Annotated in this window: 19 protein-coding genes and 2 tRNA genes; 12 read left to right on the forward strand and 9 right to left on the reverse strand. The window is 73.9% G+C overall.

Features of this window, described 5'->3' with window-relative positions:
- The 4 genes from F2B26_RS07300 to F2B26_RS07315 form a co-directional block, all read right to left on the reverse strand.
- Positions 1–246 (reverse strand): ABC transporter permease (locus F2B26_RS07300; protein ID WP_235929550.1); only part of this gene is annotated, 246 nt, incomplete at its 3' end.
- Positions 243–971 carry an ABC transporter ATP-binding protein gene (locus tag F2B26_RS07305; RefSeq protein ID WP_159807902.1) on the reverse strand — a complete coding sequence of 243 codons (729 nt, stop codon included), beginning with the start codon at positions 969–971 and terminating at the stop codon, positions 243–245. The genes F2B26_RS07305 and F2B26_RS07300, both read right to left, overlap by 4 nt.
- Positions 968–2,455 (reverse strand): efflux RND transporter periplasmic adaptor subunit, encoded by a 1,488-nt coding sequence (locus F2B26_RS07310; RefSeq protein WP_159807904.1) that lies wholly within the window; start codon positions 2,453–2,455, stop codon positions 968–970. Before F2B26_RS07310 ends, F2B26_RS07305 begins: the two co-directional genes overlap by 4 nt.
- 184 nt (positions 2,456–2,639) lie before the next feature.
- Positions 2,640–3,758 carry a diacylglycerol/lipid kinase family protein gene (locus F2B26_RS07315; RefSeq protein ID WP_159807906.1) on the reverse strand — a complete coding sequence of 373 codons (1,119 nt, stop codon included), beginning with the start codon at positions 3,756–3,758 and terminating at the stop codon, positions 2,640–2,642.
- Between the two features lie 96 nt (positions 3,759–3,854).
- On the opposite strand from F2B26_RS07315, the gene serS reads away from it, so the two are divergent.
- Genes serS through F2B26_RS07330 form a run of 3 tightly spaced genes read left to right on the forward strand, consistent with a single transcriptional unit; the run spans position 3,855 to position 6,870 of the window.
- The gene (gene serS, locus F2B26_RS07320; RefSeq protein WP_159807908.1) at positions 3,855–5,126 is read left to right on the forward strand and encodes a serine--tRNA ligase; all 1,272 of its coding nucleotides are present in this window, start codon (positions 3,855–3,857) and stop codon (positions 5,124–5,126) included.
- Positions 5,123–5,926 carry an HAD family hydrolase gene (locus F2B26_RS07325; RefSeq protein WP_159807910.1) on the forward strand — a complete coding sequence of 268 codons (804 nt, stop codon included), beginning with the start codon at positions 5,123–5,125 and terminating at the stop codon, positions 5,924–5,926. The genes serS and F2B26_RS07325 overlap by 4 nt, the downstream gene beginning before the upstream one ends.
- A gap of 35 nt (positions 5,927–5,961) precedes the next feature.
- Positions 5,962–6,870, forward strand: coding sequence for an EamA family transporter (locus F2B26_RS07330; RefSeq protein WP_159807936.1), 909 nt, complete (start codon positions 5,962–5,964; stop codon positions 6,868–6,870).
- Here the strand turns inward: F2B26_RS07330 and F2B26_RS07335 are convergent.
- The 4 genes from F2B26_RS07335 to F2B26_RS07350 form a co-directional block, all read right to left on the reverse strand.
- Positions 6,867–8,288 carry an MATE family efflux transporter gene (locus F2B26_RS07335; protein WP_159807912.1) on the reverse strand — a complete coding sequence of 474 codons (1,422 nt, stop codon included), beginning with the start codon at positions 8,286–8,288 and terminating at the stop codon, positions 6,867–6,869. The genes F2B26_RS07330 and F2B26_RS07335 overlap by 4 nt on opposite strands.
- Before the next feature lie 79 nt (positions 8,289–8,367).
- Positions 8,368–8,826: a MarR family winged helix-turn-helix transcriptional regulator gene (locus F2B26_RS07340; RefSeq protein WP_159807914.1), complete on the reverse strand. Its 459-nt coding sequence runs from the start codon at positions 8,824–8,826 to the stop codon at positions 8,368–8,370.
- A gap of 57 nt (positions 8,827–8,883) precedes the next feature.
- Positions 8,884–9,408, reverse strand: coding sequence for a proteasome activator (locus F2B26_RS07345; protein ID WP_159807916.1), 525 nt, complete (start codon positions 9,406–9,408; stop codon positions 8,884–8,886).
- 89 nt (positions 9,409–9,497) lie between these two features.
- Positions 9,498–10,484, reverse strand: coding sequence for an NAD(P)H-quinone oxidoreductase (locus F2B26_RS07350; protein WP_159807918.1), 987 nt, complete (start codon positions 10,482–10,484; stop codon positions 9,498–9,500).
- Between the two features lie 241 nt (positions 10,485–10,725).
- Here F2B26_RS07350 and F2B26_RS07355 point away from each other — a divergent pair, with 241 nt between their 5' ends.
- From F2B26_RS07355 to F2B26_RS07395, 9 genes are all read left to right on the forward strand, one after another.
- Positions 10,726–14,730, forward strand: a complete 4,005-nt coding sequence (locus tag F2B26_RS07355; RefSeq protein WP_159807920.1) for a HAMP domain-containing sensor histidine kinase — start codon at positions 10,726–10,728, stop codon at positions 14,728–14,730.
- Between the two features lie 61 nt (positions 14,731–14,791).
- Entirely contained in the window at positions 14,792–15,241 is a 450-nt protein-coding gene (locus F2B26_RS07360) for a roadblock/LC7 domain-containing protein (RefSeq protein WP_159807922.1), read from the forward strand.
- Positions 15,242–15,254: 13 nt separating this feature from the next.
- Positions 15,255–15,632 (forward strand): DUF742 domain-containing protein, encoded by a 378-nt coding sequence (locus F2B26_RS07365; RefSeq protein WP_159807924.1) that lies wholly within the window; start codon positions 15,255–15,257, stop codon positions 15,630–15,632.
- Complete coding sequence (locus tag F2B26_RS07370; RefSeq protein ID WP_159807926.1) at positions 15,613–16,224, forward strand: GTP-binding protein; 612 nt, start codon at positions 15,613–15,615, stop codon at positions 16,222–16,224. Before F2B26_RS07365 ends, F2B26_RS07370 begins: the two co-directional genes overlap by 20 nt.
- A gap of 120 nt (positions 16,225–16,344) precedes the next feature.
- Positions 16,345–16,433 (forward strand) — tRNA-Ser (locus tag F2B26_RS07375).
- A gap of 129 nt (positions 16,434–16,562) precedes the next feature.
- Positions 16,563–17,345: a potassium channel family protein gene (locus tag F2B26_RS07380; RefSeq protein WP_159807928.1), complete on the forward strand. Its 783-nt coding sequence runs from the start codon at positions 16,563–16,565 to the stop codon at positions 17,343–17,345.
- A gap of 111 nt (positions 17,346–17,456) precedes the next feature.
- Positions 17,457–18,722, forward strand: a complete 1,266-nt coding sequence (locus F2B26_RS07385; protein WP_159807930.1) for a threonine/serine exporter family protein — start codon at positions 17,457–17,459, stop codon at positions 18,720–18,722.
- Positions 18,723–18,776: 54 nt separating this feature from the next.
- Positions 18,777–18,867: transfer RNA gene (locus F2B26_RS07390), tRNA-Ser, on the forward strand.
- Between the two features lie 100 nt (positions 18,868–18,967).
- A complete protein-coding gene (locus F2B26_RS07395) occupies positions 18,968–19,357 on the forward strand; it encodes a hypothetical protein (RefSeq protein WP_159807932.1) in 390 nt (129 codons plus the stop codon).
- 19 nt (positions 19,358–19,376) lie between these two features.
- On the opposite strand, the gene F2B26_RS07400 is transcribed toward F2B26_RS07395, so the two are convergent.
- On the reverse strand, positions 19,377–20,274 hold an 898-nt coding region (locus F2B26_RS07400; protein WP_159807934.1), incomplete at its 5' end, for an SPFH domain-containing protein.

The following is a 20,274-nucleotide window of genomic DNA, read 5'->3' on the forward strand; positions in this document are numbered from 1 at the left end:
CAGCGCGCCGCCGCCACCGCCGCCGTTGCGCCCGCCCGTCCCGCCCTGCGCGGCCCGGACGGTGAGCGTGTTGGTGCCGAGCTTGCCGAGCTGGGACTGCACGGCCGCGCTCGACCCGTTGCCGATCGCGACCAGGCTGATGACCGCCGCGACCCCGATGAGGATGCCGAGCGTGGTGAGCGCCGACCGCATCCGGTTGGTCGCCAGCCCGCGCAGCGCGAACCGGAACGCCTGCCGGAGCCTCACCGCGTCGCCCCGGCGTGCACGTCCGCCCGGTGCCGGGCCCCGGCCGGTTCGTCGGCCACGACGCGGCCGTCCCGCATCCGCACGACGCGCTGGGCGCGGTCGGCGACCTCTTCCTCGTGGGTGATGACCAGGAGCGTGCGGCCCCCGGCGTGCAGGTCGTCGAACAGGTCGAGCACCTCGGCGGTGGAGTGCGAGTCGAGCGCGCCGGTCGGCTCGTCGGCGAGCAGCAGCACCGGGTCGGTGACGAGGGCCCGGGCGATGGCGACCCGCTGCTGCTGGCCGCCGGACAGCTGGGACGGCTGGTGCTGCACGCGTCCGGCCAGCCCCACGCGGTCGAGCGCCGCGAGCGCCCGCCGTCGTCGCTCACCGCCGCGCACCCCCTGGTAGGCCAGCGGCAGCTCGACGTTCTCCACCGCCGACGTGCGCGCAACCAGGTTGAACGACTGGAACACGAACCCGATGAGCCGGTTGCGCACGATCGCCTGCCCGCGGTCGTCGAGCCCGCGGGTGTCGACGCCGTCGAGCAGGTAGCGCCCGCCGGTCGGGGCGTCCAGGCAGCCGACGAGGTTCATCAGCGTGGACTTGCCGGACCCGGACGCACCCATGAGCGCGACGTACTCCCCGCGCGCCACCTGCAACGAGACGCCGTCGACCGCGTGCACCGCGGTGTCCCCCGTGCCGTAGACCTTGGTGACGGCCTGCAGGTCGACCACCGGCCGGGTCATCCCCGGCCCCCGGTGAGCGCCCCGCCGAGCGTCGGGAACGTGGTGCTCGACGTCGCGCTGGTCGCCAGCACCACCTCCTGGCCCTCGGACAGCCCGCTCGTGACCTGGGTCCCGGCGTCGCCGACGAGCCCGATCTGCACCGGCGTGACCTGCTGCGACCCGTCGGCGGCAAGGACGGTCACCGTGTGCGTGCCGCCCAGCGTGGTGATCGCCGACGACGGCAGCCACAGCGCATCGGTCGCGGTCGCGGTGGTGACGGTGACGCTCGCCGTGGCGCCCAGGTGGATGTCCGCCGGGGTGCCGCTCAGCGCCACGGTCACCGGGTACTCGACGACGTTGCTCGTCGTCACGGAGGTCGGCGACAGCGCGGTCACGGTGCCCGTCGCGGTCTCGCCGGTGGCCGGGAACGTCACCGTCGCGGTCTGCCCGACCTGCACCGATGCGGCGTCGGCCTCGGCGATGTCGGCGGTGACCTGCAGGTGGCCGAGGTCGGCGATCTCGACCAGCCCGGACGAGGCCGACCCCGCCGAGCTCCCGCCGCCCGACCCCGACCCGCCGCTGCCGCTCGACCCGGTGCCCGACGAGCCCGCGCTCACCGTGCTGCGCCCGCCGGCGGACACCTGCTGCCCGACGATGGCGCTCACCGCGAGCACCGTCCCGGCCTGCGGTGCGGTGAGCGTCGCGCCGGCCAGCGTCTGGTTCGCCGCGTCGAGGGCGGCCTGGGCGCTCGCCACCTGGGCCTGGGCCTGCGCGACCGCCGTGCTGCTCGGCGTCTGGTCGGCGGTGAGCGTGGCCTGCTGCTGCTCGACCTGCAGCTGGGCGGACGCGACCGCCTGCTGCGCGCTCGTCACCGACTGGGAGTCCTTGAGCTCGGTGGCCGCGCGCTGCGTGGTGGCCTGGTCCAGCTGGGCCTGGGTGCCGGTGCCCGCCGCGAGCGCCGCCTGGGCGGTCGCGACCGCGGCGTCGGCCGTGGCAGAGTCCTGGGTCTGCTGCGCCTGGGCGTTGGCGACCTGCTGCTGGGCGCCGGTGAGCTGCAGCTGCGCGGACTGCACCGACAGCCTGTCCTTGGCGACCTGGGGGGCGGTGGCCCCGTGCTGGGCCTGGGACAGCGCCTGCTGGGCCGAGGTGAGCTGGGCCTGCGCGGTCGCCACCGCGCGCTGGTCGGCCGTCGGGTCGAGGGTGGCGAGCGTCTGCCCGGCCGTCACCTGCTGCCCGGCCGCGACCGCGACGGTGGCCACCGTGCCGCCGGACGTGAAGTCGAGCGCGACAGCCGATGCGCTCGCCACGTTCCCGCTCCCGGTGACGGTCGCGGACACCGTGCCGCGGCTCACCTTCGTCGTGCGCACGCTCGGGCGAGCCGTCGACGGTCCCCGCACGAGGGCGACCGCGCTGCCCGCCGCCAGCACCAGCAGCACCGCCAGCCCGACGTTGATCCACAGCGTCCGGCGCCCGGACCTGGCCAGTCGCCCCGTACCTGCACGCATCGCTCGTCCTTCCCGGGCCCGCCGTCCGGACCGGGACGAGCGTCGGAGCGGTCGCTGACAGCGGACTGGGAACGGGGTGACGTGGACCTGTGCGGTGGCGCGAGGTCGCGCGAGCGGGGCTGCGGTGGCCAGGCGGTGTGCGGGAGGAGCGGGGAAGGGCGAAGCGGGTCGGACGCGGCCTGGGTCAGGCCGGGACCCGCAGCACCAGGGCTCCCGGCTCGATGGTGCTGGTGAGCGCGAGCACGTCCCCGACGAGGTCACCGTCGACCTGGGCGGTGATGGCGTCGCGCACGTGCAGCTGCACCACCTGGGCGCGGATGTGGTCGATGTGCCCGATCCGCGCGGGCATCGAGCTGCGATAGCCGGCGCCCTGCAGCACCACCTCGCCGAACAGCTGGGCCCAGCCGGCCAGCCCGCCGCGGGTGTCGATGGCCGCCACGTCGAGCCAGCCGTCGTCCAGCACGGCGTCGGGCAGAAGGGTGATGCCGCCGGGCAGCCGTCCGCAGTTGCCGATGAGCAGGCTGCGCACGCGTGCGGTCTGGGTGGCGCGCCCGTCGAGCGAGACCCGCACCCGGGTGCGCCGGCCGTGCAGGTGGCGCACCCCGGCGACGAAGTAGGCGATCCAGCCGACCTTGGCCTTGAGCACGTCGTCGGTGTCGGCGACCATCGCCGCGTCGAACCCGATCCCGGCGATGACGAGGAACAGGTGGTCGCGCTCGCGGGGGCCCTTCTCCTCCGGACCCCAGCGGTCGACGTGCAGCCGGCCGACGTCGATCGGCTTGTCCTTGCCGTCGAGCACCACCTGGAGCGCGGCGAGCGGGTCGGCGAGCGGCAGGTCGATGTTGCGGGCCAGCAGGTTCCCGGTGCCCAGCGGGATGATCCCCATCGGGGTGCTCGTGCCGGCCAACGCGGAGGCGACGGCCCGGACGGTGCCGTCGCCGCCGACGGCCACGACGATCTGCGCCCCGGCCTCGACCGCGGCCTTGGCCTGGCCGACGCCCGGGTCCTCGACCGTCGTCTCCAGCCACAGCGGTTCGCGCAGGTAGCGGCCGGCGCAGGCGGCGAGCACCTTGAGGCGCAGCGTCGCGGCGTCGGGCTTGGACGGGTTGATGACGAACGCCAGCAGCGGGCCGCTCGGCTGCTCGACGGCGGCCTCGCTGCCGGCACGGGGCGTCACCCAGGGACGTGCGTCGGGCGGGTCGGGGCGCCACCGCGCCTGGCGCCGCCACACGAGCACGACGAGGACGAGAGCGACCAGCGCCACCACGTCCGCGACCAGCGCGATCCAGCCCTCCGCCCTCATGCGGGCACCTTACGCGGGCGCGGGGAGCGGGGCCGGGTGAGGCCGTGCGCGGGTCCACGCCCGCCCGCGTCGGCCCGGGTCGGTAGGGTCGATGCCGTGATCGACCTCAAGCTGCTGCGTGACGACCCCGACCTGGTGCGTGCCTCCCAGCGGGCGCGCGGTTCCGACCCCGCCCTGGTCGACCAGGTGCTCGACGCGGACGCCCGCCGGCGTGCCGCGCTCACGCAGTTCGAGCAGCTGCGCGCCGAGCAGAAGGCGCACGGCAAGCTCGTCGCCCAGGCGAAGGGTGAGGAGAAGGCGGCGCTGCTGGCGCACACCAAGGGGCTCGCCGAGAAGGTCAAGGCCCTGCAGGCCGACGCCGACGAGGCCGAGCGCACCGCATCCGAGCTGGCCCGCCGCATCGAGAACGTCATCGAGCCGCAGGTGCCGTCGGGCGGTGAGGACGACTACGTCGTGCTCGAGCACGTCGGCACCCCGCCGACCTTCGACTTCCCGGTGCGCGACCACCTGGACCTCGGCGAGCTGCTCGGGGCCATCGACACCGAACGCGGCGCGAAGGTCTCCGGCGCGCGGTTCTACTTCCTCACCGGCATCGGTGCGCGGCTGGAGCTGGCGCTGCTCACCGCCGCGATGGACCTGGCCGTCTCGCACGGCTTCACGCCGATGATCACCCCGACGCTGGTCAAGCCCGAGATCATGGCCGGCACCGGCTTCCTGGGGGCGCACGCCGACGAGATCTACCGCCTCGAGGCCGACGACCTGTACCTGGTCGGCACCTCGGAGGTCGCGCTCGCCGGCTACCACCAGGGCGAGATCCTCGACCTGTCCGACGGCCCCAAGCGGTACGCCGGCTGGAGCGCCTGCTACCGCCGCGAGGCCGGCTCCTACGGCAAGGACACCCGCGGCATCATCCGGGTGCACCAGTTCCACAAGGTCGAGGCGTTCTGCTGGGTCCCGGTCGAGGAGGCCGCGGCCGAGCACAAGCGCATCCTGGCCTGGGAGAAGGAGCTGATCCGCCTCGTCGAGCTGCCGTTCCGGGTGATCGACACGGCGGCCGGCGACCTCGGCTCCTCGGCGGCCCGCAAGTACGACTGCGAGGCATGGCTGCCCAGCCAGCAGCGCTACCTCGAGCTCACCAGCACCTCGAACTGCACGACGTTCCAGGCCCGCCGGCTCGGGGTGCGCGAGCGCGTGGAGGACGGGTCGCTGCGCACGGTCGCCACGCTCAACGGCACGCTGGCCACCACCCGGTGGCTGGTCGCGATCCTGGAGAACCACCAGCAGGCCGACGGGTCGGTGCGCGTCCCGGCGGGTCTGCAGCCCTACCTGGGCGGGCTCGAGGTCATCGAACCGGTCGGCCGGCGATGAGTGGCCGCGCCCGGCTCGTCGCGCTGGACGTCGACGGCACGCTCATGAGCTACGACGGCGTCATCTCGCCCGAGGTGCACGCCGCGGTGCAGGCGCTCGTCGAGGCCGGGGTGCACGTCGTGCTGGCGACCGGCCGCTCGGTCGCCGGCACCCTCCCGGTCGCCGAGCAGCTGGGCCTCACCGATGGCTGGGTGGTCTGCTCCAACGGCGCCGTCATCGCGCGGCTCGACCCGGACCTCGACGACGGCTACGAGGTGGTCGACGTCGTCACCTTCGACCCCGGCCCCGCCCTGCGTGCGCTGGCCGCCGAGCTGCCGGACGCCCTCATCGCCGTCGAGCGGCTCGGCATCGGGTTCCTGGCCAACGCCCTGTTCCCGGCCGGTGAGCTCAACGGCGAGATCTCGGTCGCGACCTTCGACGAGCTGGTCGCCGCCCCCGCCACCCGGGTGGTGCTGCGCTCGCTCGGCAGCACGCCCGAGGAGTTCCACGAGATCGTCGAACGCGTCGGCCTGCACGAGGTGAGCTACGCCGTGGGCTGGAGCGCCTGGCTCGACCTGACCCCGGGCGGGGTCTCGAAGGCCTCCGCGCTGGAGACCGTGCGGCGCCGGCTGGGCGTCGAGCCGTTCGCGACCGCCGCCGTCGGTGACGGCAGCAACGACACCGAGATGCTGCGCTGGGCTGCGCGCGGGGTGGCGATGGGGCACGCCCAGGAGCCGGTGCGCGCCGCCGCCGACGAGGTGACCGGCACCATCGAGGACGACGGGGTGCTCGCCGTCCTGCGTTCGCTGCAGCCCCGGTGACCGACCCCGGGCCCAGCGCCCGGCCGCGGGGCAGGGTGCCGGCGCCGGCGCTGTTCGTCGTGTCCGGGCTCACCCAGTACCTGGGCGCCGCGGTGGCCGTCCGGCTGTTCGACGTGCTCGCCGCGCCGGTGGTCGCCTGGTTGCGGATCGTGGGTGCGGCACTCGTGCTGCTCGCCTGGCAGCGTCCCTGGCGGCACCGCTGGGACCGCCGCCGGCTGCTCACGACGGCCGCGTTCGGGGTGGTGCTGGCCGCGATGAACGTCTCCTTCTACATCGCGATCTCGCGGCTGCCGCTCGGCACCGCCGTGGCCGTGGAGTTCATCGGGCCGGTCGCGGTGGCCGCCGTCACCGGGCGCAGCGTCCGCGAGCGCTGGGCCATCGTGGTGGCGTTCGCCGGGGTGCTGCTGCTGGCCGGGGTGAGCCTGCAGCTGGGGCCCGACGCCGTCGTGGGGCTTGTCGCGATCCTGGTCGCGGCGGGGTTCTGGGCCGGCTACATCGTGCTCGGCCGGGTCGTCGCGCGTGGTGCGACCCCGGTGGCGGCCGGTGCGCAGGACGACGGGGTGCCGCAGGTCGACGCCCAGACGGGCGGCGGGCTCGTCGGGCTGGCGCTCGCGATGAGCGTGGGTGCGCTGGTGTTCAGCCCGCTGGCGGCCGGCGCCGGGCCGGTGCTGCACGACGGGCGGCTGGCGATCGCGGTCGCCGCGGTCGCGGTGCTCTCCTCGGTCGTGCCCTACGGCGTCGAGCAGGTGGTGATGCGCCGGGTGAGCGCCGCGACGTTCGCGGTGCTGCTGGCGATCCTGCCGGCCTCGGCCGCCGTCGTCGGTGCGGTGGTGCTGCGCCAGTGGCCGCACGGCCTGGAGATCGTCGGCCTCGCGCTGGTCACCGGCGCGATCGTGCTCACCGCCCCGCCGGGCCGCTCTCCGTCGCCGCGCGGGCGTCGCTAGGCCGCGACCTCGGCCGCCCCGGCGGGGACCGCCTCGCCGTCCGACGTCGGGTCGGCCGTCTGCCGGCCGCGCGAGACGAGCAGCAGCACGCCGGCCAGGACGAGGCAGACGAGCTCGGCGGCCGTGATCGACCAGATGACGCCGGTGAGCCCGAACAGCGCGCGGCCGATGAGCAGCGCCGGGATGAACAGGGCGCCCTGGGCGGTGGCGAGCACGGCGGCGGGCCCCATCCGCCCGGTGGCCTGGAAGAACGTCACCGCGAGCGTCGTGAACCCGTTGAACAGGGCCGACACGAGCTGGGCGACGAGCGCCGTCGCGCCGATCGCCAGCACCGCCGGGTCGTGGCTGAACGGCTGCAGCACCTGCGGGCCGAGGGCGAACAGCGGCACCGCGAACACCGCGACGACGACGGCGACCCACCCGGCGGCGTGTCGCATCGCCAGCCGGCGGCGCCCGACGAGCCCGGCACCGGTCGACGCGGCGATGAGCGGCATGACGCCGAGCGCGACGCCCATGGCGAGCATCTCGGGCACCTGGACGATGCGCTGCGCCACCCCGACGCCCGCGAGCGCCGCGTCGCCGTAGTGCACGGCGACGTTGTTGAACAGGAGGCTGCTCACCAGCATGAACCCGCTCATGAGCAGCTCGGAGGAGCCGATGCCGAGCACCTCGCGCACGACGGCGCCGTCGGCCGCGAGCCACCGCGGCGAGATCCGGATCTCCGGGCTGTGCCGGTGCAGGTGCCGCACGAGGTACCCGACGGTGACGGCGTTGGAGGCGACGATGGCCAGCGCCGCACCGGCGACGCCCCAGCCGAGCACGAGGATGAGCAGCACGTCGAGCGCGAAGTTCACGACGGTCGAGGCGATGAGGGCCGTCATCGACGCCCGCGCGGCCCCCTCGGCCCGCACGAGCTGCTCGATGGCGAACGCCAGGGTGAGCACCGGGGTGCCGGCGAGCAGCACGCCGGCGTAGGCGGCGGTCGGCGCGAACGCCGGGCCGTCGGCGCCGAGCAGGTGGGTGACCGGCGTCAGCCAGAGCAGCCCGAGCGCGCCGACGATCGCGCCGGCCGCGACCGATCCCCAGACGGTGAACGCCGAGTACCGGCGGATGCGCAGCCGCAGCTCGGCCGCCGCCTCGGGCACGGCGCCGTCGAGCTCGCCGACCAGCCGGCTGACGGCGGCGGCGCCGCCGGTGCCGAACACGCCGCCGACGGCCATGACGAGGGCCGTGAGCGGCAGCCCGAGCGTGATCGCGGCGAGCAGGGCGGTCGAGCCGAGGGAGCCGACGAACCCGGCGTTGACCACCGAGTAGAGGATGCCGACGCTGGTGGCGGCCATCATGGGGACGGCCAGGTGGGCCAGCGCCCGTGGCATGGGGGCCTGCAGCAGGTAGTAGCGGTCGTCGTGCGTGGACATGGGTGCTCCTCGTGAAGACGTGCGGGATCGGCACGCCCCGGCAGGGGACGCGCTCGGACGGGGTGTGGCGGTGGTCGGCTCAGCCGGCGAGCTGGCGGTCCAGCCGGGTGAGCAGCTCGACGAGCTGGGTCTGCTCGCCTGCGGTGAAGGCGGACAGGTCGACGCTCGAGGTGGCCCAGATGGCCGACTCGAAGCTCTTGACGACGCGTCGGGCCTTGTCGGTGACGTGCACCGTCTTGCGGCGGGCGTCGTGCGGGTCGGGCCGGCGCTCGACCCAGCCGTCGCGTTCGAGCCCGGTGAGCAGGCTCGAGATGGTCGCCGCCCGGGTGCCGGTCGCCTCGGCGAGGTCGCGCTGGGTGAGGCCGCCGGCCTCGTTCGCCTCGATGAAGCCGACCATGCGGGCCTGGTGCGGGGTGAGCCCGCCGAGGTCGACCTCAGCGAAGGCGCGGGTGAACGACGTCGTCATGTCCTGACGCAGGCGCATCGCGATGCGCACGATGAGCTCGGCGAGCTGCGGGGAGGTGTCGGTATCGGCCACGGCACGACGGTAGATCGTCAGTTTCCTAACCGTCAAGTACCTAACTAATCCCGAGGTCTAGAGATACTGCCCCGTCGCCGGCCGCGCGTCGTCGTCCCCGTCGGACCGCAGCAGCACGCCCGGCGCCGACCCGGCCGGCAGCGCCGCCCGCCGCATCTGGCCGAGCTGGGCCTGGGCCGCCATCTGCTGGGCGACCAGCGCCGTCTGGATGCCGTGGAACAGGCCCTCGAGCCAGCCGACCAGCTGGGCCTGCGCGATCCGCAGCTCGGCGTCGGTGGGCTGCTCCCCCTCCAGCGGCAGCGACAGGCGGCGCAGCTCAGCGGCGAGCTCGGGGGACAGGCCCTCCTCGAGCTCGGCGAGGGACCGTTCGTGGATCTGCGCCAGCCGGGTGCGCGCCGCGTCGTCCAGCGGGGCCGACCGCACCTCGTCGAGCAGCTGCTTGACCATGGTGCCGATCCGCATCACCTTCGCCGGCTGGCCGACGAGCGTGCGCACGTCCTCCTCGACCGGGTCCTGGGACCCGTCCGGGGTGTTCGCGTCCTGCGGCGTGACCGAGCGGTGGTCGTCCTGCGCGGAGGTCATGCGGCCATTGTCCGCCCGGCCCGCGGCGCCCGCCGGGATCTGCACCGCTGGGTCCCGGGCCGGCACCCGGGCGGCCCCCGGCCGGCGGCCTACGGCAGCAGCAGCAGCTTGCCGAACACGTCGCCGGAGTCGAGCAGCAGGTGCGCCTGCGCGGCCTGGTCGAGCGGCAGCCGGGCGTGCACGACGGGGCGGACCCGGCCGTCGGCGACCAGCGGCCACAGCCGGTCCCGGACATCGGCCATGATCGCGGCCTTCTGGTCCGCCGGACGGGAGCGCAGCGAGGTGCCGGCCACCGAGAGCCGGCGGGCGAGCAGCAGCCCGAGGTCGATCGAGGCCCGGGCGCCCCTCTGCAGCCCGAGCACGACGAGGCGGCCGTCGTCGGCGAGCATCGCGAGGTTGTCGGCCAGACCCGCCGCACCCAGCACGTCGAGCAGCACGTCGACCCCGCGGCCGTCGGTGGCGGCACGGACCTGCTCCACGAGGTCGTCGCGCCGATGGTCCAGCACGACGTCGGCCCCGAGCTCGCGCACGCGTGCGACGCGCTCCGGCCCGCCCGCGGTGGCCAGCACCCGATGGCCCAGCGCCCGGCCCAGCTGCACGGCGATCGACCCGATGCCGCCCGAACCGCCCCGGACCAGCAGCGTCTCGCCGTCGGCCAGGTGGGCTGCGCGCAGGTTGCTGCCGATGGTGGCGATCGCCTCGGGCAGCCCCGCGGCGTCGACCAGATCGAGTCCCGGAGGCACCGCGAGCACGAGCGCGGCGTCGGCGACCACCCGTTCGGCGTAGCCCCCGCCGGGCAGCAGCGCGCACACCCGGTCGCCGACCGCCCAGCGCGGGCTCCCGTCGTCGCGCACCGGTCCGACGCCGGACACGACCCCGCTCACCTCGAGCCCGGGCCACGTCGGCGCACCGGGCGGCGGCGGGTACAGCCCGGCCCGTTGCAGCAGGTCGGCGCGGTTGACACCGGCCGCGACCACGCTGATCTGCACCTGCCCGGGTCCCGGCTCGGGGACGGGAAGGTCGGCCGGCCGCAGCACGTGCGGTCCGCCCGGCTCCGTGATCTGCATGACACGCATCCGCGGGACGTTAGCCCACGGGGTTCCTCCGGACGAGTGACAGTGGCACCGTGACCTGGTCATCACATGTGTCACACCGGAGTCCTCCCCGGCGTGGGACGATCACGGCACAATGAGGTGACACCTCATGCCGGTGCGGACCTGAGCCGATGAGGACTGCACGGGGCTGATCGACCATGCTCCGGTCCGGGTCGGGTGCGTGCGGCAGACGCGACCGAGCCGTTCGGACGAGAGGAACGACATGCTGCGACGGCTGAACGTCAGCACCAAGGTGAGGGCGGTTCTTGCCGTTCCCATGGTGGTGCTGCTCGTCGCGGGCGTCCTCGTGACCTGGAACGCCTACCAGGACCTGCGGTACGCCCGAGCCAACAGCGCCGTCGTCGCGACCTTGCAGTCCGCCGAAGGTCTGTCGCAGGCGCTGCGCAACGAGCAGACCGCCTCCACGGGGACCATCGACACCAAGACGCTCACAGCGGCCCGCGCCGCGACCGACGCCCAGGTCGAGCGCGTCAAGGTCGCCGCGGACCACGTCGAGGTGAGCCAGCTCAGCCCGCAGGCGCGCACCGACTTCACCGCGATGCTCGGCTCCCTCGGCAAGACCCTCACCTCGGCGCGTGGCCAGGTGGACAACGCCACCGGGCTGGTCGGCAGCAGCTACGCCTCGATCTCCACGGCGTGGGGCACCTTCGTCTCCGACTTCGCCAACGGTCTGCTCAACCGCACGCTCGCCACCACGATCGCCACCGACGCCGCCGTGCGCGCCTACTCCGTCGCCCTGTTCACCGAGCAGCAGGCCGGTCTCGCCGTGCTCAAGGCCCCGGGCAACGTCGTCGCCGTGGATGCCTACGTCACGGCCGCGGCCGACACCGACGCGGCCCGCAAGGCCGCAGCAGGTGCGGTCGACGACCTCAGGCTCAACGGCGACCAGCTGCGCGCGATGGCCAACGAGACCGCCAAGATGCGCTCGCACCTGGCGAACGGCGACCCGTCGGTCACCGACTCGATCACCCCTGACGGCTGGACGACGGCGCAGGCCACCCTGTTCGACGCGCTCGGCAAGGTCGAGGCGCAGGTCATCGACCTGGCGGACACGCAGGCCCAGGCGGCCGAGCGGTCCGCGCTCATCCGCCTGGTCATCACGTTCGCCGCGATGGTCCTGGTCGCCGTGGCGTCCTGGATCCTGGCGAACCTGGTGGCCCGGTCGATCGTGCGGCCGCTGCGGCGGCTCACAGAGGCCGCCGCGGACGTGCGCGAGCAGCTCCCGCTGCTGGTCGAGCAGGTGGCGGTGCCCGGTGAGGGCCCCAACATCGAGCTGCCCCGCATCCAGGTCGACTCCCAGGACGAGATCGGCCGGCTCGCGGCGGCGTTCAACGACGTCAACGCCACCACCATCCAGGTCGCCCAGCAGCAGGCGGCGCTGCGCGGGTCCATCGCCGAGATGTTCGTCAACGTCGCGCGCCGCGACCAGGTGCTCCTCAACCGCCAGCTGGCGTTCGTCGACTCGCTCGAACGGTCCGAGGAGGACCCGACGGTCCTGGCGAACCTGTTCCACCTCGACCACCTGGCCACCCGGATGCGCCGCAACGCCGAGTCGCTCCTCGTGCTCGCCGGGATCGACTCGGGGCGCCGGCTGCGCGAGTCGATGCCGTTGTCGGACGTCATCCGCACGGCCTCGTCCGAGATCGAGCAGTACGACCGGGTCGAGCTCGACCTCAACGTCGACCCGCTCATGCTCGGCTTCAACGCCCTGCCGGCCGCGCACATGCTGGCCGAGCTGCTGGAGAACGCCTCGGTGTTCTCCGAGCCGGACACCCCCGTGGAGGTCGCCACCGGGATGGAGGGCCAGTTCGTCACGGTGACGGTGCGTGACCACGGCATCGGCATGACGGACACCGAGCTCGACGCCGTCAACGAGAAGCTGGCGTTCACCTCACCGGCCGACTCGCTGGGCGCCCAGCGGCTGGGTCTGTTCGTGGTGGCCCGGCTGGCCAACCGTCTCGGCGCGAAGGTGACCATGCGCCACGTGCCCGGCGGCAACGGCACGGAGACCTTGGTGCGGTTCCCGGTGGCGCTGTTCTCCGGCCTGGAGCCGGACGCGCTGCCGCCGGCCGTGCCGACGCGCGGCGCCGAGCAGCCGATGCTCGCGACCCCGACGCTGTCCCCTGAGCTGGAGGCGGCGCTCGCGCAGCAGGAGGTCCCCACGGTGCGGGAAGTCGACCTCGCCGCACTCACCGACGGGTCCACCGAGCAGGGGCTGCCGCGCCGCCGCCAGGGCGTGTCGGCGGACGACGAGTCGGGCTCCTTCGTGCTGCCCGAGGCGATCACGCCGGCCGACATCCCGACGGACCTGCAGGCGGGTGGCGCCGGCTGGGCGCCGATGATCGTGAGCTCGCAGACCGCGGGTCTGCCGACGCGTCGACGTGACGGTGAGTCCGAGCCGGACGAGGTCCCGCTCCTCGACCTGTCCCCGGCCAAGCCGGTCGACCCGGAGGACCGGCGCGGCCTGTTCACCGGGTTCCGCGGCTGGTCACGGCAGCAGGACGAGCAGCCCGTCGCCGCCGAACCCGCCGACGAGGCGCCCGCGGCAGAGTCCGCCGCGTTCGCGGCGCCTGGTGCGTTCGCGGCGTTCGCATCGACTCCCGAGCCGCAGCCGGAGCCGGAGCAGCCGCAGGAGCCGACCGCCGACGTGGCGGCGCCCGCAGCCCCGCTCGCCCAGCGCCCCCGGACCCGCACCCGGCGCGGTGCGCACGCCGCCCCGGCCGCCCCGGACGCCGACGTGCCCTACGGCTACACCCAGGACGACGTCGCAGGCTGGGCCACCGGCCAGATCCCTGTCGTCCAGCCCGCCGAGCCCGGCAGCGACTGGCCGAGCCCCACGTGGGACTCGGCCGACTGGCAGCCCGCCGGTCTCTTCGTGCAGGACGCCGGCTCCGCCGGCGGTCTGGTGCCGGCGTTCGACCCGATCGCGCTCGAGCCGGAGGACGGCGAGGCGCCGTACGCCCCGGTGCTCGAGCCCGAGACCGCCGTCGACTGGTCCGCGACCCAGGCCCAGCCCGACTGGTCCGGCACCGCGCCGCTCGCCGACTGGTCGGCCGGTCCGGCCGAACCGGTCTGGGCGCCGGCGACCGACCCGGCGGACGCATCCGCGGACGACGAGGGCCGGTACGAGGGCTGGACCACCGCGTCCGAGGGTGACGGCACGGTGCCGTACCTGCCGCCGCCCGTCCCGGCCGACAGCGCGCCGGTACCGTTGTCCGGGCCCTACGACTTCGCCCCGCCGGTGGAGCCGTACGGCGCGACCCCGCCGTTCGAGCAGGACGACGCGACCCCGCCCGCCGAGCCGTTCGGCGCTCCGGTCGCCCAGCAGCCGGCGGCGTTCGACCCCTCGACCTTCGGCACCCCGGCGTTCGGCGCCCCCGAGCCCGCGGCACCGGCTGCGTTCTCCCCGGTGTTCGGCGCCCCCGGCGTCGGGGCTCCCGCCCCCGTCGAACCGGTGGCCGAGACCCCCGCGTGGCCGTCGGTCGTGGGTCAGGACGTCGCGTCGTCGGCGCCGGCCGCAGCCGACGAGCACCGGGGCAAGAAGCGCTTCGGGCTCTTCGGTCGCAAGGGCAAGGCCGAACCGACCGCGCAGTCCCCGGTCGCGCCGTCGCCCGCCGCCCCCGTCGTACCGCCGGCGAGCGAGGCGACCACCCCGGTGTGGGCGCCCACCGAGCAGGTGCCCAGCCCCGCCGAGGCCACCTGGTCCGCGCCGACGGGCTGGGCCGCACCGCCGGCCGAGCCGGAGCCGACCGCCCAGGTCCCGAGCTCACCGGTGTGGGGCACCCCGACCGTACCGGCGGCGCCGGTGTGGGGCTCGGTGCCCTTCGAGCCGGCGGGCGTGACCGTGCAGGCCCCGGCCGCCCCTGCGGCCGAGCCCACGTCGTGGAGCGCGTCGCAGACGCCCTCGACCGGTCGGGTCGGCACCCTCGACGACGACGTGGCCGCGATGCTGGCGCTGCGCTCGGACATCGAGGAGCAGGCGCTCGCCGAGCTGTCCCAGCTCTCGACCTACCGGCCCAGCATGGGCGGGACCAGCGAGCAGCTGACCCGCCGTGTGCCGACCGCCATGCCCGCCGAGGCGCCGGCCGCCGGCGACCACCCCATCCGGCGGGATGCCGACGAGCTGAGGTCCCGGCTCGCGTCGTTCCAGTCCGGGACCAGCCGTGGCCGACGGGCCTCGACCGACCCGGGGGAGCCCAGCTCGTGACAGCACCCGACGAAACGACCCCCAGACCCGTAGCCGTCGGCTACACCACCGAGGAGGACGCGTGAGCTCGCTCAGCACCGAGGCAGCCAACTTCGGCTGGCTCCTGGACAACTTCGTCCGGACCGTGCCCGGCACCCGGCACACGCTGGTGGTCTCGGCCGACGGTCTGCTCATGGCGATGTCGGAGAACCTGGACCGCACGAGCGGCGACCAGATGGCGGCGATCGTCGCCGGTATGTCGAGCCTCACCCGTGGTGCGGCCCGTCAGCTCAAGGCGGGTGACGTGCGGCAGGCCATCGTCGAGATGGACGAGCTGTTCCTGTTCCTCATGAGCGTCTCGAACGGCTCGGTGCTCGGCGTGATCGCCGAGGCGACCTGCGACGTCGGCCTCATCGGCTACGAGATGGCGATGCTCGTCTCGCGCACCGAGGCCACGCTCACCCCGCAGCTCATCTCCGAGATGCGGACCCTGCTGCCGACCGACGGCGCCACGCGGACGCCGGTCGGCTGACCCGGATACGACGATGAGCGACGAACTCGGCTTCGAGGCCAGGACGGTACGGCCGTACGCCGTCACCGGCGGCCGTGTCCGAGCGCGCTCCGACCTCCCGTTGGAAGCGCTCGTCGAGGCGCTGCCGGGCTCTGCCAGCCGGCCGGGTCTGCCGCCGGAGAAGCGGTCGATCCTGCGCTACGCCAGCGAGGACTACATCTCCCTCGCCGAGCTGTCCGCCCTGCTCCACCTGCCGATCGGTGTCACCCGGATCCTCGTGTCCGACCTGGCCGACGGTGAGTACCTGCGCATCATCAGCACGACCGTGAACGACGAGTTGCCCACCGGCGAGTCGCCCGCCCTGTCCCTGAGCGTTCTGGAGAGTGTTCTCAATGGCATTTCCGCCCTCTGACGCCGCGGTCGCCAGCTCGTCTGGGAAGGCAGCGAGCACGGCTCCGACCGTCGTCAAGATCATCGTCGCCGGTGGCTTCGCCGTCGGGAAGACCACCTTCATCGGGTCCATCTCGGACATCGAGCCGCTCAACACCGAGGCCGCGATGACCGAGCACTCCCTCGGCGTCGACGACGCCGGTGGCGTGAGCGACCTCAAGACCACGACCACCGTGGCCATGGACTTCGGCCGGATCGCCCTGCCGGGGCAGCTGTGGCTGTACCTGTTCGGCACCCCCGGCCAGGACCGCTTCCTGTTCATGTGGGACGACCTGGTGCGCGGTGCGATCGGTGCCGTCGTGCTGGTCGACACCGAGCGGCTCGACCAGTGCTTCCCGGCGGTCGACTACTTCGAGTCGCGCGGCATCCCGTTCGTCGTCGGCGTCAACTGCTTCGACGGGGTGGCCCGCCACCAGCTCGAGGACGTGCGCGAGGCCCTGGCGATCGCCCCGGGTGTGCCGGTGCTCTACACCGACGCCCGGTCGCGTGCCGCGACGAAGCAGGCGCTCATCTCCCTCGTCAAGCTCGCGATGGAGCGGCTGCGCGCCCGCTGACCCCGTCCGCCGCAGGGCCGTCGTCCGAGATCACGGACGACGGCCCTCGTCGTCTGCGGCATGGCCGCGCGGTGCGGGCAGGTCGTGGCAGACTCATCGCCCGGCGCCGCAGGGCGCCGAGGAGGGCTGGCCGAGCGGCCGAAGGCGGCAGTCTTGAAAACTGCTGAGGCGGGAGACCGTCTCCGCGGGTTCGAATCCCGCGCCCTCCGCTGACAGTGCTGTTCGGGTGCGTGCCGGGGGCAGCTCGGCCGGTGTCGCCCTGCACCCCGGTCGTCGAGCCAGGTGCGGTCGGCACGCGAGCCCTGCCGCGGGCACCGGGTGCGGGTGGGGGAGACGGCATGACGGTCGAGGCAGCGACGACGAGCCAGCAGGAGGGGCCGAGCACGCAGGAGCGCTGGGAGCGGGCGGTCGAGATACCGCTCGCGGTGGCCGCGCTCGCTTTCCTGGTCGCGTACGCGGTGCCGATCATCTGGCCCGCGACCTCGGTCGGCTGGCGTCAGGTGTGCCAGGTCACCGTGACCGTGGTGTGGGTGCTGTTCGTCGTCGACTACGCCGTGCGGCTCGCGGTCACGACGGATCGCAAGCAGTTCGTCGTGCACAACTTGTTCGACCTGGCGGTCATCGCGCTGCCGGTGCTGCGCCCGCTGCGGCTGCTGCGGCTCGTGGCGCTGCTCGCAGTGCTCAACCGCACGAGCGCGCGGACCCTGCGCGGACGCGTCGTCATCTACGTCGTGGGCGGCACCCTGCTGCTCCTGCTCGTCGGCGGGCTTGCCGTCACCGAAGCCGAGCGGGGCGCGCCGGGGGCGAGCATCCAGGGGTTCGGGGACGGTCTGTGGTGGGCCGTGACGACGATGACGACGGTGGGCTACGGCGACATCTACCCGGTGACCCTGACGGGTAGGTTCGTGGCCGTGGCCCTCATGGTCGGCGGCATCGCGCTGCTCGGGGTGGTCACGGCGACGTTGGCGTCCTGGCTCGTCGACCGGGTGGCGGCGGAGAGCCAGGTCGACCAGGCAGCGACGCGTGCCCAGGTCGAGTCCCTGGCCCGTCGGGTCGATGAGCTCCACGCACGCCTCGCGTCGTTGTCGGCCGACGCGGCGGCGGAGTCCTCGTCGAGCTGAGTGCAGGGTCGGGTGCGTGCGGCCGGGTGGCGCCGGTCAAGACATGGGACGTCTGAGTCCACCAGGTCGCTGGTCCTGCGGGTTCGCGTCAGCCGTTGTCATCATTGACCCGTGCCGACCGAGCCTGACGACGACGAGCTCGAGCTGATCCGTCGCTCGGGGGTGGTGCTGCGGGTCGGACGGCTGTCGCTGTCGTCGGGCACGGGCTCCTACCGGGTCAAGGCGTCGATGCAGCGGGTGGCCCGCGCCCTCGGCATCGAACGGCACGAGGCGCACGTCACGCTCACCGAGATCACGACGACGTCGCACCGCGGCCGCAGCTTTCGCACCGAGGTGACCGAGGTCCGCAGCATCGGGGTGAACACCGACCGGCTGGCCGAGCTGGAGTGGCTGGCGCAGGACGTCGACCGCCGCGGCCACGTCACGGTCGAGCACGTCGACGCCGAGCTCGACCGGATCGCCGCGAAGCCGCCGCTGTACCGCACCTCGGTCAATGCGCTGTGGGCCGCGCTGGCGTGCGCGGCGTTCGCGTTCCTCAACGGCGCCGGACCGGTGGAGATCCTCGGTGCCGCGCTCGGCGCCGGGCTGGGGCAGGGGCTACGGCGGTCGTTCCTGCACCGCGGCTACAACCAGTTCGGCGTCACGATGCTCGCCGGTGCGGTGTCCTCGCTCGCGTACCTGGCGTTCGTGCAGGTGCTCGGCGTGGTCGGCGTCGGCGGCCGGCACGAGGCCGGGTACGTGGCCGCGGCGCTCTTCCTGGTGCCCGGCTTCCCGCTCGTCACGGGGGCGCTCGACCTGGCCAAGCTCGACTTCTCGGCCGGGGTGGCCCGGCTCACCTACGCCCTCATGATCTTCGCGTCGGCGGCGTTCGCCGTCTGGGGCGTGTCGGTGCTCGTGGGGCTCACCCCCGACCCGCCCGCCGCGCCCGCGCTCGACCCGGTGACGCTCGAGCTGCTGCGGCTGGCCGCCTCGTTCCTCGGGGTGCTCGGGTTCGCGCTCATGTTCAACGGCTCGGGACGGATGGCGCTCGTCGCCGCCGCGATCGCCGCGGTGCCCAACACGCTGCGCATCATGGCGGTCCAGCTGGGCGGCTGGCCCCCGCAGGCCGCGGCCTCGCTCGCGGCCTGCTTCGTCGGCCTGCTCGCGGCCTGGGTGGCGCCGCGGCTCAACGTGCCGCGCATCACGGTGTACGTCCCGGCGGTGACGATCATGGTGCCCGGGGTGCCCGCCTACCGGGCCGTCTACTACCTCGCCCAGGGCGACACGACGCAGGCCCTGGGCTACGGCGTGACGGCTGCGCTCGTCGTCGTGGCCCTCGCGATCGGCCTGGCCATCGCCCGGATGCTCACCGACCGGGAGTGGGGCTTCGAGCACTGACCGGCCGCGGTTTGGGCGCTGGCGCCCCGGCCCGCTAACCTGAGCCGTTGTCTTGGAGACGTCGCATAGCCCGGTCTAGTGCGCGGCCCTGCTAAGGCCGTGAAGGGGGCAACCCCTTCCGTGGGTTCAAATCCCACCGTCTCCGCTCCGAGGTACCCGTCGGGCCTGCCCCGACGCAGGACGCGCGCCCCCGGCGCACCGTCGAACCAGCCCGTCGTGGCGGCCGGGTGCGGCACGATTCTCGTGTGACGAGCACGCCCGCGACCGGCGCCGCGACCGAGGACGGCGGGCCGACCGAGGACGGCGCCGCAGCGCCGCACCTGCGGCCCGCGAGGCGCGCGGGCCGCAGGGTGCTCGAGATGCTCGGGGAGCTCCTCCTCGAGGCCGTGCTCGCGCTGCTGTCGTTCGGGCTCTTCCTCGCTGTCGCGACGCTGGCGGTCTGGGCCTGGGGCGAGCAGCCCGTGGTGACCGCCGGGTGTGCGGCGGGGTTCGTCGCGCTGCTGGCGTACGGGGTCTGGGTCCAGCTGCCGGCGCGCAGGAAGAACCCGCGCGGGCCGCTGGCCCGGTTCGCGGTCGGGCTGCTCACCGCGATGGGGTTCTGGCTCGTCTCGCTGGCGTCCGTGATCTCGCTGTAGCGACCCGACGGACCCGCACCTACTTCGCGCTGCCGGTGACCCCGGGCACGACGACCGACGAGCCGGCGCCGGGCCAGCAGCTGAACGCGACCGGCACCGTCTGCCCCTTCGACACCATCTCGCTGAGCAGGTCCAGGCAGCGTGAGACCAGCACGTTCGGGTCGTTCGACACCGACTGCGCCAGCGTCTGGTTCGCGAGCGCCTGCTGCTGGGCGGTGATGACGGCCTGCTCGGCGATGCGGGTCTGGGCGACCTGCGCGAGCAGGGCGTTGACCTTCGACTGGGTGTTGTCGTCGTAGTGGATGACCGGGATGATCACCGACAGCACGTTGATCTGGTCGCCGATCTCGCCCTGGATCCGGGCCAGCACCTTGGTCGACAGCGACTCCAGGGTCGGGGACGTGGAGTTGCCGTCCTTGTCGATCGCCAGCGGGTCGTAGTTCTCGAACTCGGCGTTGAGCGCGGCGTTGAGGTCACGGGTCACGAGCGAGTCCCGCACGTTGGCGAAGTCGCGGTAGTCGCGGAACAGCCCGTCGGCGGCCGACTCCTCGATCCGCCACCGGATCGACGTGTCGACGCAGGCCGTCGCCTGGTGGGCGATCCGCACCGTGATGCAGCTCTGCGCGTCACCGGTTTTCACGTGGTTGTCGGTCTGGATGGCGGCATCCATCTCGGTGACCATGTTCCACGGGGCGATGAGGTGGAACCCGTTCGGCAGGCTGTCCACCGGCCGCCCGAACGAGGTCTCGATGCCGACGTTCTTCGTCGAGACGATGACGGCCGAGCTGAGGAACATCGTGAGCAGCGCCAACGTCCCGGCGACCACGGCGACCCAGCCGGAGGCCGTGCCGCCCGACGGCATCGAGGAGCGGGTGCGGGCGGTGGCCGCGGGGCGCGCGCCGCGGCCCTTCCGGGGG

The organism is Cellulomonas citrea, assembly GCF_009829685.1.
GTDB classification, from domain to species: domain Bacteria; phylum Actinomycetota; class Actinomycetes; order Actinomycetales; family Cellulomonadaceae; genus Cellulomonas; species Cellulomonas citrea.